The sequence below is a fragment of the Streptomyces sp. NPDC091282 genome, from assembly GCF_044757385.1.
GTDB classification, from domain to species: Bacteria; Actinomycetota; Actinomycetes; order Streptomycetales; family Streptomycetaceae; genus Streptomyces; species Streptomyces gramineus.
This window is the reverse complement of the sequence record NZ_JBIVUX010000002.1, coordinates 1,079,426-1,093,478: the sequence shown is the minus strand read 5'-3', so window position 1 is coordinate 1,093,478 and position 14,053 is coordinate 1,079,426. Positions and strand designations below refer to the sequence as shown.

At 74.1% G+C, this 14,053-nt stretch carries 11 protein-coding genes; 6 read left to right on the top strand and 5 right to left on the bottom strand.

What is annotated here, in order from left to right; genetic code table 11:
• Window positions 1–136: 136 nt before the first annotated feature.
• The 3 genes from ACIQOE_RS11975 to ACIQOE_RS11965 all read right to left on the bottom strand — a co-directional run bounded on the left by ACIQOE_RS11975 (window position 137) and on the right by ACIQOE_RS11965 (window position 3,097).
• Window positions 137–1,129, bottom strand: a complete 993-nt coding sequence (locus ACIQOE_RS11975) for an ABC transporter substrate-binding protein (protein WP_351328600.1) — start codon at window positions 1,127–1,129, stop codon at window positions 137–139.
• A 142-nt stretch (window positions 1,130–1,271) separates the two neighbouring features.
• Window positions 1,272–2,306, bottom strand: coding sequence for an ABC transporter permease (locus ACIQOE_RS11970; protein WP_351328598.1), 1,035 nt, complete (start codon window positions 2,304–2,306; stop codon window positions 1,272–1,274).
• Entirely contained in the window at window positions 2,303–3,097 is a 795-nt protein-coding gene (locus ACIQOE_RS11965; protein ID WP_401411179.1) for an ATP-binding cassette domain-containing protein, read from the bottom strand. The genes ACIQOE_RS11970 and ACIQOE_RS11965 overlap by 4 nt, the downstream gene beginning before the upstream one ends.
• A gap of 201 nt (window positions 3,098–3,298) precedes the next feature.
• On the opposite strand from ACIQOE_RS11965, the gene ACIQOE_RS11960 reads away from it, so the two are divergent.
• The 4 genes from ACIQOE_RS11960 (at window position 3,299) to ACIQOE_RS11945 (ending at window position 8,387) form a co-directional block, all read left to right on the top strand.
• Window positions 3,299–4,306, top strand: a complete 1,008-nt coding sequence (locus ACIQOE_RS11960; RefSeq protein ID WP_351328594.1) for a LacI family DNA-binding transcriptional regulator — start codon at window positions 3,299–3,301, stop codon at window positions 4,304–4,306.
• A gap of 210 nt (window positions 4,307–4,516) precedes the next feature.
• Entirely contained in the window at window positions 4,517–5,614 is a 1,098-nt protein-coding gene (gene rsgA, locus ACIQOE_RS11955; RefSeq protein ID WP_365577128.1) for a ribosome small subunit-dependent GTPase A, read from the top strand.
• Window positions 5,615–5,671: 57 nt separating this feature from the next.
• Window positions 5,672–7,060: a bifunctional transcriptional activator/DNA repair enzyme AdaA gene (locus ACIQOE_RS11950; protein WP_401411582.1), complete on the top strand. Its 1,389-nt coding sequence runs from the start codon at window positions 5,672–5,674 to the stop codon at window positions 7,058–7,060.
• 145 nt (window positions 7,061–7,205) lie between these two features.
• On the top strand, window positions 7,206–8,387 hold the full coding sequence (locus tag ACIQOE_RS11945) for an SGNH/GDSL hydrolase family protein (RefSeq protein ID WP_401411176.1): 1,182 nt from the start codon (window positions 7,206–7,208) through the stop codon (window positions 8,385–8,387).
• Between the two features lie 4 nt (window positions 8,388–8,391).
• Here ACIQOE_RS11945 and ACIQOE_RS11940 read toward each other — a convergent pair whose 3' ends face one another.
• A complete protein-coding gene (locus ACIQOE_RS11940) occupies window positions 8,392–8,877 on the bottom strand; it encodes a DUF456 domain-containing protein (RefSeq protein WP_351328588.1) in 486 nt (161 codons plus the stop codon).
• 21 nt (window positions 8,878–8,898) lie between these two features.
• Window positions 8,899–9,879 (bottom strand): helix-turn-helix domain-containing protein, encoded by a 981-nt coding sequence (locus ACIQOE_RS11935; RefSeq protein WP_362651260.1) that lies wholly within the window; start codon window positions 9,877–9,879, stop codon window positions 8,899–8,901.
• A 1,200-nt stretch (window positions 9,880–11,079) separates the two neighbouring features.
• Between ACIQOE_RS11935 and ACIQOE_RS11930 the strand changes: the two genes are divergently transcribed.
• Both ACIQOE_RS11930 and ACIQOE_RS11925 read left to right on the top strand, forming a co-directional pair.
• Complete coding sequence (locus tag ACIQOE_RS11930) at window positions 11,080–12,234, top strand: protein phosphatase 2C domain-containing protein (protein WP_401411173.1); 1,155 nt, start codon at window positions 11,080–11,082, stop codon at window positions 12,232–12,234.
• 60 nt (window positions 12,235–12,294) lie between these two features.
• Complete coding sequence (locus ACIQOE_RS11925; RefSeq protein WP_351328582.1) at window positions 12,295–14,037, top strand: pyruvate dehydrogenase; 1,743 nt, start codon at window positions 12,295–12,297, stop codon at window positions 14,035–14,037.
• Window positions 14,038–14,053: the final 16 nt, after the last annotated feature.

Below are 14,053 nucleotides of genomic sequence, written 5' to 3'. Positions count from 1 at the left end.
GGTGGGGCGGGGGGGGGGCCGCGGGGGGGGGGGGGGGGCCGGGGGGGGGGGCGGGGGGGGGGGGGGGGGGGGGGGGGGGGGGGGGCGCCCCCCCCCCCCCCGGCCGACCGTCAGACGTCCACGGCCGAGAGCCGTGTCAGCACTGCGACTTGTAGAAGTACTTGCTGACCGACGCGTCGTTCATGTTGTCCTTCGTGATCGCCACCATGTTCGTGCCGATCGTCTTGCTCACCGACTTGCCCTCGAAGGCGCCGGCGAGCTGGTCCACCGCCTGCCGGCCGATCGACGCCGGGTCCTGGGCGACCAGCACCTGGAGGGTGCCCGCCTTCAGCGCGGCGACCTCGTCGGGCTCGGCGTCGAAGGCGGCCACCTTCACCGTGCCCTGCTTGCCGGCCTGCTTCAGCCCGGTGGCGATGCCCGTACCGGTGTTGGTGTTGCCCGCGAACGCGCCGCCCAGGTCCGGGTGTGCGGCGAGGGTCGACTGGATCTGCGAGGCCGCGGTGGCCGGCAGGTCGTTGTCGTACAGCGTCGGCAGCACCTTGATGCCCGGGTACTTGCCCATCTCCTCGGTGAAGCCCTTGATCCGGGCGTCCGTCGTGGACACACCGGGCTTGACGCTGATGACGACGACCGAGCCCTTCTCGTTCATCAGCTTGGCGAGCGCGTCGGCGGCGACCCGGCCGCCCTTCTCGTTGTCCGACGAGATCCGGGTGATCCCGACCGAGTCGTCGCTGACCGTCGTGTCCACCAGCGCCACCTTGGTGCCCGCCGACTGGATCTGCTTCAGCGACGGAGTCAGCGCGCTGGTGTCCACCGGCGAGATCAGCAGTCCGTCGGGCCGGGCCGCCGCCACCGAGTCGAGGAGCGGCCGCTGCACCGACACGTCCCACTGCGCGGAACCGTCGGCCGTGAAGTCCATCCCCTTGGCCTTGGCCTCCTGTTGGGCGGCGCAGGTCATGGTGATGTAGAAGGGGTCGCTCTTGACCCCCGTGATCAGCCGGACCTTCTTGCCCTTGGCGCCGCCCGAACTCCCCGAGCCGCCACCGCTGTCCGACGAACCGCACGCCGAGGCCGCGCCGAGGGCCAGCACCGTGCCCACCGCGACCAGCAACCCGCGCCTGCTGCGCATGCTCCCCATCACAGAGTCCTCCTTGTCCCGTGCGAACGAGTTGTCCCGCGCGATCGAGTTGTCCTGCCCGACCGGGCCGGCCCCTGCGAGCGGGCCGGTCCGTGCGATCCCGTGCCGCGTGACGCCGCCGTGCCCGACGCCTTCACGCGCGTTCCCGGGTCCTGCGGCGCATCTGGTCGACGTAGACGGCCACGACCAGCACCACGCCCACCGCCACGTCCTGCCAGTACTGCTGGACGCCGATCACGATCAGCCCGGTGGTCAGCACCGCCGGGATGAAGACACCGATCACCGTGCCCAGCACCGAACCCCGGCCGCCGAAGAGGCTGGTGCCGCCCAGCACCACCGCGGTGATCACCTTGAGGTTGTCCGTGGAGTGTCCGGCGATCGACGTCGTCCCGTAGGAGGCCAGCCACATCACCGCGCCCAGCCCGGCCAGCAGCCCCATCAGGCCGTACACCTTCACCAGGTGCCGGCCCACCGGAATGCCCGCCCGCCGTACGGCCGTCGGGTTCGACCCGATCGCGAGAGTGTGCTCGCCGAACCGGGTGGCGGCCAGCACCGCGCCGAAGACCGCGGTCACCACGGCGGCCAGGATCACCATCCACGGGATCCCGAGCAGCTTGCCGAAGCCGAGGCTGTTCTGCAGATGGGTGGAGGACGCGCCCGCCGGGTCCTGGCCGCCGGTGGCGAGTTCGGCGATGCCCAGCGCCGCGCCGAGCCCGCCCAGGGTCACGATCAGCGGCGGCACCTTGCCGCTGGCGACGACCACGCCCTGCAGCGCGCCCCAGGCGGTGCCGACGGCCAGCGCGATCACGACACAGAGCGCGACCGTGCCCCAGCCCGACGCCGGGCCGCCGTGGTGGATGTTGTACTCACCGGCCGCCACCGCGGCCAGCACCAGCACCGACCCGATCGACAGGTCGATGCCCGCCGTGATGATCACGAACGTCATGCCGACGCCGAGCACCAGGTAGATGGCCGCGTTCACGGCGATCTGCGTGATGTCGTACGTGGTGAAGAACTTGCCCGGCGCCGCGACGGTGAAGAACACCACCAGGGCCAGCAGGATCACGAAGGTCCACAGTTCGTTCAGCGTCGCCGCGCGCCGGAGCCAGTCCGGCGCCCCGGCCCGGCCGCCCGCGGCCACGGGAACCTTCTCGCTCTCGGCCGTCATCGTGCCCCCTCCGCTTCCTTGCCACCGCTCGGCCCGTCCAGGGATCCGGTCATCGCGCCGACGAGCTCCTCGATCGTGGTCTCCGCGGCGGTGTACGACGCGACGCGCCGGCCCAGCCGCAGCACCTCCACCCGGTCCGCCACCGACAGCACCTCGGGCATGTTGTGACTGATCAGCACCACGCAGATGCCCCGGTCGGCCACCCTGCGGACGGTCTCCAGGACCCGGGCCCGCTGGACCACGCCCAGCGCGGCGGTCGGCTCGTCCATGAAGATGACCTTGTTGGCGAAGGCGACCGCACGGGCCACCGCGACGGACTGCCGCTGCCCGCCGGACAACGTTGTCACAGCGGCGGTCACATCTTTCAGTTCCACACCGAGTTCCGCGAAGGCCTGGACCGCCTCCCGGCGCATCGCCGGCCGGTCGAGCAGGCCGATCCGCCCGAGCAGACCGCCGCGCACGATCTCCCGGCCGAGGTAGAGATTGGCCGCCGCGTCGAGGTCGGGTGCGAGCGAGAGGTCCTGGTAGACCGTCTCCACACCGTGCCGCTGCGCGTCCATCGGCCCGGAGAACCGCACCGGCTCGCCGTCCAGGCGGACTTCGCCGGCGTCGGGGCTGAGGACGCCCGACAGGACGTTCACCAGAGTGGACTTGCCGGCGCCGTTGTCGCCGATGAGGGCGACGACCTCGCCGGGGTACGCCGTGAAATCGGCGCCCTGGAGCGCCTGCACGTGGCCGAAACGCTTGACCACGCCATGTGCGGTGAGCAGTGGTTCCCTTGCAGAGGCCATGTTGTGCCTTCTGGTTGGTATCGTTAACAGCTTGGCTGATTCTTGGGGCGCCCGCCGCGGGGTGTCAAGGGTGGTGCAGCCGATCCCGCACCGCCCCGGACCGCTCCCCAATTCCGCTTGTTCGCACGCCTGTTGCCACGCCGTCGAGTGGGTAACGTTGACGAGTCGACGCTCGAACGTGACGCAGGTGGAGGACGTGGCGTGGCAGCCACCCGGCCGACCATGAAGGACGTTGCCGCGGAAGCGGGTGTCAGCGCGATGACGGTGTCCCGGGTGGTCAACGGCGGTGCGGCCGTCGCTCCGCGCACCGCCGCGCGGGTGGTCGCCGCGGTCCGCAAACTGGGCTACCAACGCGACGACGTCGCACGTCAGTTACGGCGCACCCATGAACTGAGCCAGATCATCGGCCTGTTGGTCGACGACGTGGCCGACCCCTTCATGGCCGCGGTGGCCTCCGCCGCCGAGGACGTCGCCCGGCAGCGCGGCAGCGTCATGCTCATCGGCTCCAGCCGCGCCGACCTGAGCCGGGAACGCGAGGTCGTCGCCGCGTTCACCGCCCGCCGGGTCGACGGCCTGATCCTCGTCCCGGCCGCCGGCAGCCACCGCTTCCTGCGCCCGGCCCAGGCGCAGGGCACGAAGATCGTCTGCGTGGACCGGGCCGCACCCGGGCTGAACGTGGACGCCGTGGTGGTCGACAACTTCGGCGCGGTGCGCGAGGCGGTGGGACGGCTGGCGGCCCGCGGCCACCGCAGGATCGGCTACGTCGGCGACACCCCGGGGATCCGGACGTTCGGCGAACGGCGGCGGGGCTATCTCGCGGCGCTGGCGGCGGCCGGCCTCCCCGCCGACCCGGCACTCATCGGCGACGGTCTGCGGTCGGGGCCGCAGGCGGCCGCCGCCGTCACCGGGATGCTCGCCCTGCCCGACCCGCCGACCGCGCTGCTGGCCGGCAACGAGATCCTCGCGTTCGGCGCCCTCGCCGTCCTCCCGGCGGGCCGTGCCTTCGTCGCCTTCGACGACTTCGCGCTCGCCGACCGGCTGACCCCGCCCGTGACCGTGATCGCCCAGGACCCGGTGGCCCTCGCGACCCGCGCCGCGCACCTGCTGTTCGCCCGCATCCACGGCGACGTCGCGCCACCGCGCACGGTGGTCATGCCGACCCGGCTGATCGAGCGCGGATCGGGCGAACTGCCCGGACCGTTCGCCTAGTCGGACGGCCCGGTTATTCGGTGGCGGCCCGGTGCGCGGACCCTCTACGGTGAGGCCACCGCTCGCCGAGCGGAAGACGAACACAGGAGGTGTGACCGATGGCTGTCGTTGCGATGGGCGCTGCCCGCGACCAGAAGTTCATCCATTCCACCTCCGCGGCCACCGGCTGACCTACCGCGTTCCCGGGGCCGCCCCTGTGAAGGGTCACCCTTGTCTTCCAGCTCCGCTGCTGACTTCTCCGTGCTCGCTCCCTACGGATGGGACGAGACCTGGGCGAAGGAGTTCGCCCCCTACGCCGCCGACGGCCTGCTGGCCGGGCGGGTCGTCCGTGTCGACCGCGGGCAGTGCGACATCGTCACCGCCGGCGGGACACTGCGCGCCGACACGGCGTTCGTCACCCCGCACGACCCGCTGCGTGTCGTGTGCACCGGCGACTGGGTCGCCGTCGAACCGGGCGGCAACCCCCGTTACGTCCGCGCGTACCTGCCGCGCCGGACCGCCTTCGTGCGCTCCACCTCCTCCAAGCGGTCCGAGGGACAGATCCTCGCGGCCAACGTCGACCACGCGATCGTCGCGGTCTCCCTCGCCGTCGAACTCGACCTCGGCCGGATCGAACGGTTCCTGGCGCTGGCCTGGGAGTCCGGCGCCCAGCCCGTCGTCGTCCTGACCAAGGCCGACCTGGTCCCGGACCCGGTGACGCTCGCGCACCTGGTCCAGGACGTCGAGACCACCGCCCCCGGCGTGCCGGTCCTCACCGTCAGCGCGATGGCCGGCGACGGCCTGGACGTCCTCGTCTGCCTCGTCGGCTCCGGCACGTCCGTCCTGCTGGGCCAGTCCGGCGCGGGCAAGTCCACCCTCGCCAACGCGCTGGTCGGCGAGGACGTGATGGACGTCCGGGCGGCCCGGGACGTCGACGGCAAGGGACGGCACACCACCACCACCCGCAACCTGCTGGCGCTGCCGGGCGGGGGCGTGCTGATCGACACGCCCGGACTGCGGGGCGTGGGCCTGTTCGACGCCGAGACCGGGGTCGGGCAGGTGTTCTCCGAGATCGAGCAACTGGCGGCGGACTGCCGGTTCTCCGACTGCGGGCACGAGAGCGAACCGGGCTGCGCGGTGCTCCGCGCGGTGGACACCGGGGAGCTGCCCGTGCGCCGGCTGGAGAGCTACCGCAAGCTGATGCGCGAGAACCAGTGGATCGTCGCGAAGACGGACGCGCGGCTCCGCTCCGAGATCAAGAAGGACTGGAAGAAGAGGGGAGCGGAGGGGAAGGCGGCCATGGAGGCGAAGCGGGGCCGCTGGCACTAGCACCGTGTCCGAATCCCGCCGGACGCGCCCTCGTCCGTCGCCCACACTGGACGGGTGATGGACGAGGACACCAGGTACGAGGCGGTGCGCAGCCGGGACGGCCGGTTCGACGGCGCGTTCTTCTTCGCCGTGCGGACCACCGGCATCTACTGCCGTCCCAGCTGCCCCGCCGTCACCCCGAAGCGGCACAACGTCCGCTTCTTCCGCACGGCCGCCGCCGCGCAGGGCTCCGGGTTCCGCGCCTGCCGCCGGTGCCGTCCGGACGCCGTGCCGGGATCCGCCGAGTGGAACGCCCGCGCCGACGTCGTCGGCCGGGCCGTCCGGCTGATCGGCGACGGCGTGGTGGACCGCGAGGGCGTCGGCGGCCTCGCCGACCGGCTCGGCTACAGCACCCGCCAGGTGCAGCGGCAGCTCACCGCCGAACTCGGCGCCGGCCCGGTCGCCCTGGCCCGCGCCCAGCGCGCCCACACCGCGCGCGTGCTGCTCCAGACCACCGAGCTGCCGGTCACCCGGATCGCGTTCGCGAGCGGTTTCGCCAGCGTGCGGCAGTTCAACGACACCGTCCGCGCCGTGTACGCCACGACCCCGAGCCGGTTGCGCGAGGCGGCGCCCGGCGGCCGGGACGCCCGCCGCGGCTCGCCCGCCGCCGGGATCCCGCTGCGGCTCGCCCACCGCGGCCCGTACCAGGCCGGTCCGGTCTTCGACCTGCTGGCACGCGAGGCCGTACCGGGCGTGGAGGAGGTCACCGGCGTCCCCGGCTCCCGCACCTACCGCCGCACGCTGCGGCTGCCGTACGGCCACGCCGTCGTCGCCGTCGAGGAGCGTACCGGTGCCGCGGCGGGCGGTGCCCGTCCCGGCGGCTGGCTGGACGCCCGGCTGCGCCTCACCGACCCGCGCGACCTGACCACCGCCGTACAGCGGCTGCGCCGGCTGTTCGACCTCGACGCCGACCCGTACGCCGTCGACGAACGGCTGAGCGCCCACCCCCGGCTCGCCCCGCTGGTCGCCGCGCGGCCGGGACTGCGCGCACCCGGCACCGCGGACCCCGCCGAGGCCGCGGTACGGGCGCTGGTCGGCACCGGCGCCGCCGCCGCGCTGGTCCAGCGGTACGGCACGGCGCTGGACGCGCCCGCGGGCGGCCTCACCCACCTCTTCCCCGAGCCCGCCGTGCTCGCCGTGGCCGAGCCGGACGGCGTCCTCGGCGCGCTCGCCGCCGCGCTCGCGGACGGCGTCGTACGGCTGGACCCGGGCGCGGACCGGGCCGATGCCGAAGCCGCCCTGCGGGCCCTGCCCGGGATGCGGCCGCAAGCCGTCGCCGAGATCCGCGCCCGCGCGCTCGGCGACCCGGACGTGGCCGTGCCCGGCCTGGACGTGCCGGAGGACTGGCGGCCCTGGCGGACGTACGCCGTCCGGCACCTGCTGACCGAGGCCGGGCGCGCCCGGTAGGCGACCCGCGAGACCGTCCGTGCGGCTGGGCCCGGCCGCACGCCGCGCTCCGCCACCCGAGTGGTCCACCGGTCGGGTTGCCGCGCCCGCTCACCCTCCGTGTGCCACCTTCCCCTCCAGTGGACCTAGGGAAGGACGGGTACGGATGGGCAAGGTCGGGCGGATCCTCGGCGCGGCACTGCTGATCGCGATGGGCACGACGGGGCGGGCCGGTGCCGCGCCCGGCCCCTCGCCGTGGACGGGGAGCTGGGAGGCCGCGCCCTCCGGCACGGCACCCGAGGTGCCCGGCGCCGCCTACCGCAACGTCGTCCGCCTCAGCGTCGGAGGCAGCGCGGTACGGATCCACGTCAGCAACCGGCTGGGCAGCGCACCGCTGCGGCTCGGCGCGGTCACGGTCGCGCTGCGCCGGGGCACCGGCGCGGACGCCGTACCCGGATCCATGCGCGCCGCCACCTTCGACGGCGCCGGCACAGCGATCGTCCCGGCCGGGCAGGACCTGGTCAGCGATCCGGTGCCGCTCGCCGTCCCGGACGCCGCCGACCTGCTGGTCACCGTCGAGACCCCGGGCGACTCCGGCCCCGCCACCTATCACCGCGTCGCGCTCCAGACCAGCTATCTCGCCGGAGCCGGTGCCGGCCGGGCCGCCGACGAGCACGGCGACGCGTACACCGGGACCACCGGCAACTGGTACTACGTCTCCGGCGTCGACGTGCGGGGCCCGCACCGCGGCACCGTGGTCGCCTTCGGCGACTCCCTGACCGACGGCAACGGCTCCAGCTTCGGCGCCAACCACCGGTGGCCCGACCGCCTGGCGGAACGGCTGCGCCCGCTGCGCACCGGCGTCCTGAACGCCGGGATCTCCGGCAACCGGCTGCTGCTGGACAGCACCGGAGGACCGGCCGCCCTGAACCGCCTGGACGCCGACGGACTGCGCCGGGCGGGCGTGCGGACCGTGGTCCTCCTCGAAGGCATCAACGACATCAAGGGCACCCCGGAGGCCACCGACCCCGAGGACTTCCTGCGGGCGTACCGCACGATCGTCGCCCGCGCCCACGCGCGCGGGATCCGGGTGGTGGGCGCCACGCTCACGCCCTACCAGGGGTTCAGCGGCTATACCGACGCCAGGGAGGCCGTAAGGCAGCAGGTCAACGCGCTGATCCGGACCCGGCACGTCTTCGACGCCTACGCCGACTTCGACGCCGTCGTCCGCGACCCGCAACGGCCGACGCGGATCCGGCCCGGCTACGACCCCGGTGACCATCTGCACTTCAACGACGCGGGCATGCGCGCGCTGGCCGACGCCGTCAAGCTCGCCGACCTGGTCTGAGCCCTCAGCGGCCGGAGGCCACCGCCGCCAGCCAGCCCGCCGTCACCAGCAGGCAGCCGAACAGCTCGGCCAGCACGCCGGAGCCGCCCGCGTCCATCGTCGTGCGCAGCGCGGCCACCGCCTCGGCACGCCGGCCCAGGCGGCGGCGTTCGTGCAGGTAGATCCCGGCCATGAAACCCGGGATCGCGCCCACCACGGGAAGCAGGACGAAACCGAGCAGGGCGCCGGCCCCGGCGTACACGCCCATCCGCGGGGTGGCGCCGCTCGCCCGCAGCCGGCGCGGCGGCAGGATCCAGCGGACCACCTGGGTGAGCAGCAGCACGACCGAGGCGCCGACCAGGACCGCCCACGCCAGCGGGCGCGGGTCGTACAGCGCCCACCACAGCACGCCGGCCCACACCAGCCACGAACCCGGCACGCCGGGCACCAGTACTCCGCACAGGCCTAGCGCCAGCACGAGACCGACCAGCAGGAGTTCTCCCGCGCCCATCTGCCCAGGGTGCAGTGCGGGTCAGTCCCGGGCCACCCAGCCCCGTTCGCAGGAGTGCCAGCCCAGTTGCAGCCGGGTCGTCACCCCGGCCAGCTCCATCAGCCGTCGCACCCGGCGCTGCACGGTCCGCAGGCCCAGGTCGAGCTGTTTGGCCACGCTCGCGTCGGTCAGGCCGGCCAGCAGCAGCGACAGCACCTCCAGGTCGGTGGCGTCGGGCGCGTCGGGCGCCTCCTCGATCGTGCCGGAGACGCCCAGGCGCAGCGGCAGCGCGGTCCGCCACACCGACTCGAACAGCTCGGACAGCAGCTCCAGCAGGCCGCTGGCGTGCACCACCACCGCGGCGGGCTCCGAGGTCTGCGAGGTGAGCGGGACCATCGCGAGGGCGCGGTCCGCCACCACCAGTTTGGTCGGGACCCGCTCCACCACCCGCACCCGCTCGCCCCGGCCCAGCGCCGCCGTCAGCTCCGTGATGCCGTCCGGCAGGCCGAGCACCGCGCGCTCCACCACCACCCGGTAGCGCACGCCGCGGCCGGCCGCCTGCTCCTCGGCCTCGTTCTCCGCCCCGGAGACCACCGTCGGGTTGCCGGTGACCAGGGCGCACACCTCCTCGGCCGCGCCCAGCTGGAGCTGGAGGAACCGCTGCGCGACGGCCGGGGCGCCGGTCACCACCTCCACCAGGTCGTGCACGGCGGGCTCGGCGGCAGCCGCCCGGTACTCCTCGGCCAGCAGCGCCGCCGCCAGCTCCGCCTGCTCCAGTTCGTGCCGCTGCCGGGTGAGCAGCGCGCCCAGCGCCACGCCGGGCGGCGCCGCCACCCAGCGGCCCGGCCGGCCCGAGGACTGGGCGGCGAGGCCGTGCCGTTCCAGCCGGCGCAGCGCGCGTTCGGTGTCCGGCTCGGCCAGCGTCAGGCGCCGCGCCAGGTCGGGCACGTCGGCGGCGCCCACGGAGACCAGCGTCCGGTACGCCGACTCGTCCCTCTCGTCCAGCCCGAGCGCTGCCAGCATCGCCTCGCGTCCCTCCCTCGCCGTCCCGGCGCCGTGGCGGGAACCGGCCACGGCGCAAACCCGCCGTGGCCCATCATCGCCGTACCGGCGGTCTCTCTGCCAAGATCACGTCACCGCGGCACCTTCGCAGGGGGTCCGGATCCCGCTTCCGGATCCGCGACGCACAGCTGGTCGCCAGGAAAACCCGTCACCATGAGGTCTCCGGCCGGGACGCCACCCGCGTCCGGCCGCGCGAACGGTGGCCCGGTCCCGTGACGCGCGCGACGCGCAGGGGATCCGGGGCCGGGTCACTCAGCTGTCGCCGGGTGGTTCTCCCGTGGGGGGTGGGACCACCCGGCGACTCACCCGTGTCACGGGCACCGTCCGCCGCACGCGTGCCGTCGACTCCCTTTCCTCGCACGCGCGTTCACGGATTCACTCGCCACGGCGTTCGACACCGGGTCGTGTGCGGGATTTTCCCGATGCCCCGTTTTCATCGGGCCTGAGCGGTGGACAATCAGGGGCATGAGCCAGCCAGGGGGTAGGCCCGCCCGTCACGAGGACGACTGGTGGGGGCAGTTGTACGACGACTCCACCGAGGACACCGGCCCCACGGCCGCACCCGATTCACTGGACGACCGGTTCGCCTCGGCGAAGAACACGGTGACGGGACGGGAACGCCGGGGAGCTGCGGACCGGCCGCCACCGGCGGCGCCCATGCGGTCCGGTGCGCCGGACGCCCCGGACCGCGCGGCGGCGTCCGGTTCTCCGGCCGTGCCGGTCCAGCCGGGCCCGCCTCCGCCCACGCCGCCGGTCGTGCCGGGTCCTTCGGCCGCCGCGGTTCCGCCGCCTCCGGCCGTGCCGCCGCGGATACCACCGGCGGTGCCGAGGCGGTCCGCCGCGCCGGACGTCCCGGACCGCTCGTCCGCACCCGGTCCTCAGGAGGCGCCCGTCCAGCCGGGCCCGCCCGCGCCTCCGGTCGCCCCGGGCCCCCCGACCGCCGCCGCTCCACCGCCGCCGGCCGTTCCTCCGGCGGTTCCTCCGACCGCTCCTTCGGCCGCTTCTCCGGCTGTCCCTCCGGCGGTTCCTCCCGCCGTCCCTCCGCCCGCTTCTCCGGCGGTCGGCGGGCCGCCCGATCCGCCCGTCGTGCCGCGGCCGCCCGGCGCTCCGGCTCCGGTGGCCGGGCCCGAGGCGGTGCCGGGGCAGGCAGCGCCGCCCGCCGTGACCGGACCGCCCGCCGTGCCCGCGCAGCGGGCCGCGGGCGAGGACGCCGCCGCCGTTCGCAAGCCCTGGCCGTGGGACGAGGAGGACCCGGAGTTCGTGGAGGCGGAGGACGAGGCCTGGGCGGGCGTGCACGCCGCCACCCGGCCCGACCTGGCCGCCCTCCCGCCGTACTCCGCCCCGGTCTCCTCCGTGGAGTACGTCGGATCGGGCCCGCCCACCTACGACGCCGAACCGACCGCCCTGCCCGCCGCCGACCCCGACGCCCTCGACGCGCTGGTCGCCGACACCGTGCTCGACGGCGCCCGCTACGGCACCTGCACCCTGCGGGCCGTCTCGCAGCGCGGCGACTCCGGCCGGTACCGCGGCGAACCGCGCCGCGACGCCCTGCTCACCGCCCGGTTCGGCTCCGGCGACCAGGCGCTGCTCCTGGTCGCGACGGCCACCGGCGCCCGCGCCACCCCCGGTGCCCACCGGGCCGCCGCCGAGGTCTGCGCGTGGATCGCCCGCGCGGTGGGCCGCAGCCACCGGCGGCTCACCGAGGACATCCAGGCCGCCCGGCGCGGCGACCTCAAGTCCGGACTGCACCGGCTCACCGACCGCAGCCTCGGCAAGCTCCGCGCCAGCGCGGCCGAACAGGGCGTCGCCGACGACGAGTACGCGGCCGGCCTGCGCTGCCTGCTGGTCCCCGCCGACCCCCAGTGCCGCACCCGGGTCTTCTTCGGGGTCGGGGAGGGCGGGCTGTTCCGGCTCCGGGACGGCGAGTGGCAGGACATCGAACCGCACGCCGGCACCGAGACCGTCGGCGGGGCCGTCGTCGGCTACGGCTCACCGCCCGCCGAGACACCGGAGGGCGACCGGCTCACCATGGACCTCGGCATCCCCACCCCGCCGAGCCCCTACGAACCGGCTCCCGAACCGCCCCGCGACCCGTTCCTCTTCCGCGCCTCGGTAGCCCGCCCGGGTGACGCCCTGGTCATGTGCAGCCCCGGCCTCGCCGAACCGCTGCGCGGCGAACCCGCCCTGTGCGCCTATCTGGCCCGGCGCTGGTCCGGCGGCACCCCGCCGGGCCTCGCCGCGTTCCTCACCGACGCCCAGGTACGGGTGAAGGGCTACGCCGACGACCGTACGGCCGCGGTCGTCTGGGAGGCGTGACGCCGGTCCCTGTGCGTGGATGGGAGGTATCCGCCCACAGGGAAGGGGCACCCGTCCGCCATGGCCAAGCAGAACGTCGCCGAGCAGTTCGTCGACATCCTCGTCCGCGCCGGAGTCCGCCGCCTCTACGGCGTCGTCGGCGACAGCCTCAACCCGGTGGTCGACGCCGTCCGCCGCAACTCCGCCATCGACTGGATCCACGTCCGCCACGAGGAGACCGCGGCCTTCGCGGCGGGCGCGGAGGCCCAGGTCACCGGGAAGCTGGCGGCCTGCGCCGGTTCCTGCGGCCCCGGCAACCTGCACCTCATCAACGGCCTCTACGACGCCCACCGTTCGATGGCCCCGGTGCTCGCCCTCGCCTCCCAGATCCCCTCCAGCGAGATCGGCCTCGGCTACTTCCAGGAGACCCACCCCGACCGCCTGTTCCAGGAGTGCAGCCACTACAGCGAGCTGATCTCCAGCCCCAAGCAGATGCCCCGCCTGCTCCAGACCGCCATCCAGCACGCGGTCGGCCGCAGCGGCGTCAGCGTGGTGAGCCTGCCGGGCGACATCGCCGACGAGCCGGCGCCGGAGCATCCCGTCGAGAGCGCGATCGTCACCTCGCGGCCCACCGTCCGCCCCGGCGACGAGGACCTCGACCGGCTGGTCGCGATGATCGACGCGGCGGACAAGGTGACGCTGTTCTGCGGCAGCGGCACGGCGGGCGCGCACGCGGAGGTCATGGAACTCGCCGGGAAGATCAAGTCCCCGGTGGGACACGCCCTGCGCGGCAAGGAGCACATCCAGTACGACAACCCGTACGACGTCGGCATGAGCGGACTGCTCGGCTACGGCGCCGCCTACGAGGCCACCCACGAGTGCGACCTGCTGATCCTGCTCGGCACCGACTTCCCGTACAACGCCTTCCTCCCCGACGACGTGCAGATCGTGCAGGTCGACGTGCGCCCCGAGGTGCTGGGCCGCCGGTCCCGTCTCGACCTCGCCGTGTGGGGCGACGTGCGCGAGACGCTGCGCTGTCTGGTGCCGCGGGTGCGGGCCAAGGAGAACCGGCGGTTCCTCGACCGGATGCTCAAGAAGCACGCGGACGCGCTGGAGGGGGTGGTGAAGGCGTACACCCGCAAGGTGGAGAAGCACGTCCCGATCCACCCCGAGTACGTGGCCTCCGTCCTCGACGAACTCGCCGACGAGGACGCTGTGTTCACGGTCGACACCGGCATGTGCAACGTCTGGGCGGCCCGCTACATCTCGCCCAACGGCCGCCGCCGGGTCATCGGTTCCTTCTCGCACGGCTCGATGGCCAACGCGCTGCCGATGGCGATCGGCGCGCAGTTCACCGACCGGCGGCGCCAGGTCGTGTCGATGTCAGGGGACGGCGGCTTCGCCATGCTGATGGGCGACTTCCTCACCCTCGTGCAGTACGACCTGCCGGTGAAGGTCGTCCTGTTCAACAACTCGGCTCTCAGCATGGTCGAGTTGGAGATGCTGGTCGCGGGCCTGCCCTCGTACGGCACCACCAACGTCAACCCCGACTTCGCCGCCGTCGCCCAGGCCTGCGGTGCCTACGGGGTGCGGGTCGAGAAGCCCAGGCAGCTCGCCGGTGCGCTCAAGGACGCCTTCAAGCACAAGGGCCCGGCCCTCATCGATGTCGTCACCGACCCCAACGCGCTGTCCATCCCGCCGAAGATCAAGGCCGACATGGTCACCGGCTTCGCGCTCTCCGCGTCCAAGATGGTGCTGGACGGCGGTGTGGGCCGGATGGTCCAGCTGGCCCGCTCCAACCTGCGCAACGTGCCGCGCCCGTAGGCGGCGGCCCGAGGGC

Excerpts from the sequence above, each read along its gene's own strand:
- ACIQOE_RS11975 (WP_351328600.1), bottom strand. The coding sequence starts at position 1,129 with ATGCGCAGCAGGCGCGGGTTGCTGGTCGCGGTGGGCACGGTGCTGGCC.
- ACIQOE_RS11970 (WP_351328598.1), bottom strand. The coding sequence starts at position 2,306 with ATGACGGCCGAGAGCGAGAAGGTTCCCGTGGCCGCGGGCGGCCGGGCC.
- ACIQOE_RS11965 (WP_401411179.1), bottom strand. The coding sequence starts at position 3,097 with ATGGCCTCTGCAAGGGAACCACTGCTCACCGCACATGGCGTGGTCAAG.
- ACIQOE_RS11950 (WP_401411582.1), top strand. The coding sequence starts at position 5,672 with ATGGACGAGGACACCAGGTACGAGGCGGTGCGCAGCCGGGACGGCCGG.
- ACIQOE_RS11945 (WP_401411176.1), top strand. The coding sequence starts at position 7,206 with ATGGGCAAGGTCGGGCGGATCCTCGGCGCGGCACTGCTGATCGCGATG.
- ACIQOE_RS11940 (WP_351328588.1), bottom strand. The coding sequence starts at position 8,877 with ATGGGCGCGGGAGAACTCCTGCTGGTCGGTCTCGTGCTGGCGCTAGGC.
- ACIQOE_RS11935 (WP_362651260.1), bottom strand. The coding sequence starts at position 9,879 with ATGCTGGCAGCGCTCGGGCTGGACGAGAGGGACGAGTCGGCGTACCGG.
- ACIQOE_RS11925 (WP_351328582.1), top strand. The coding sequence starts at position 12,295 with ATGGCCAAGCAGAACGTCGCCGAGCAGTTCGTCGACATCCTCGTCCGC.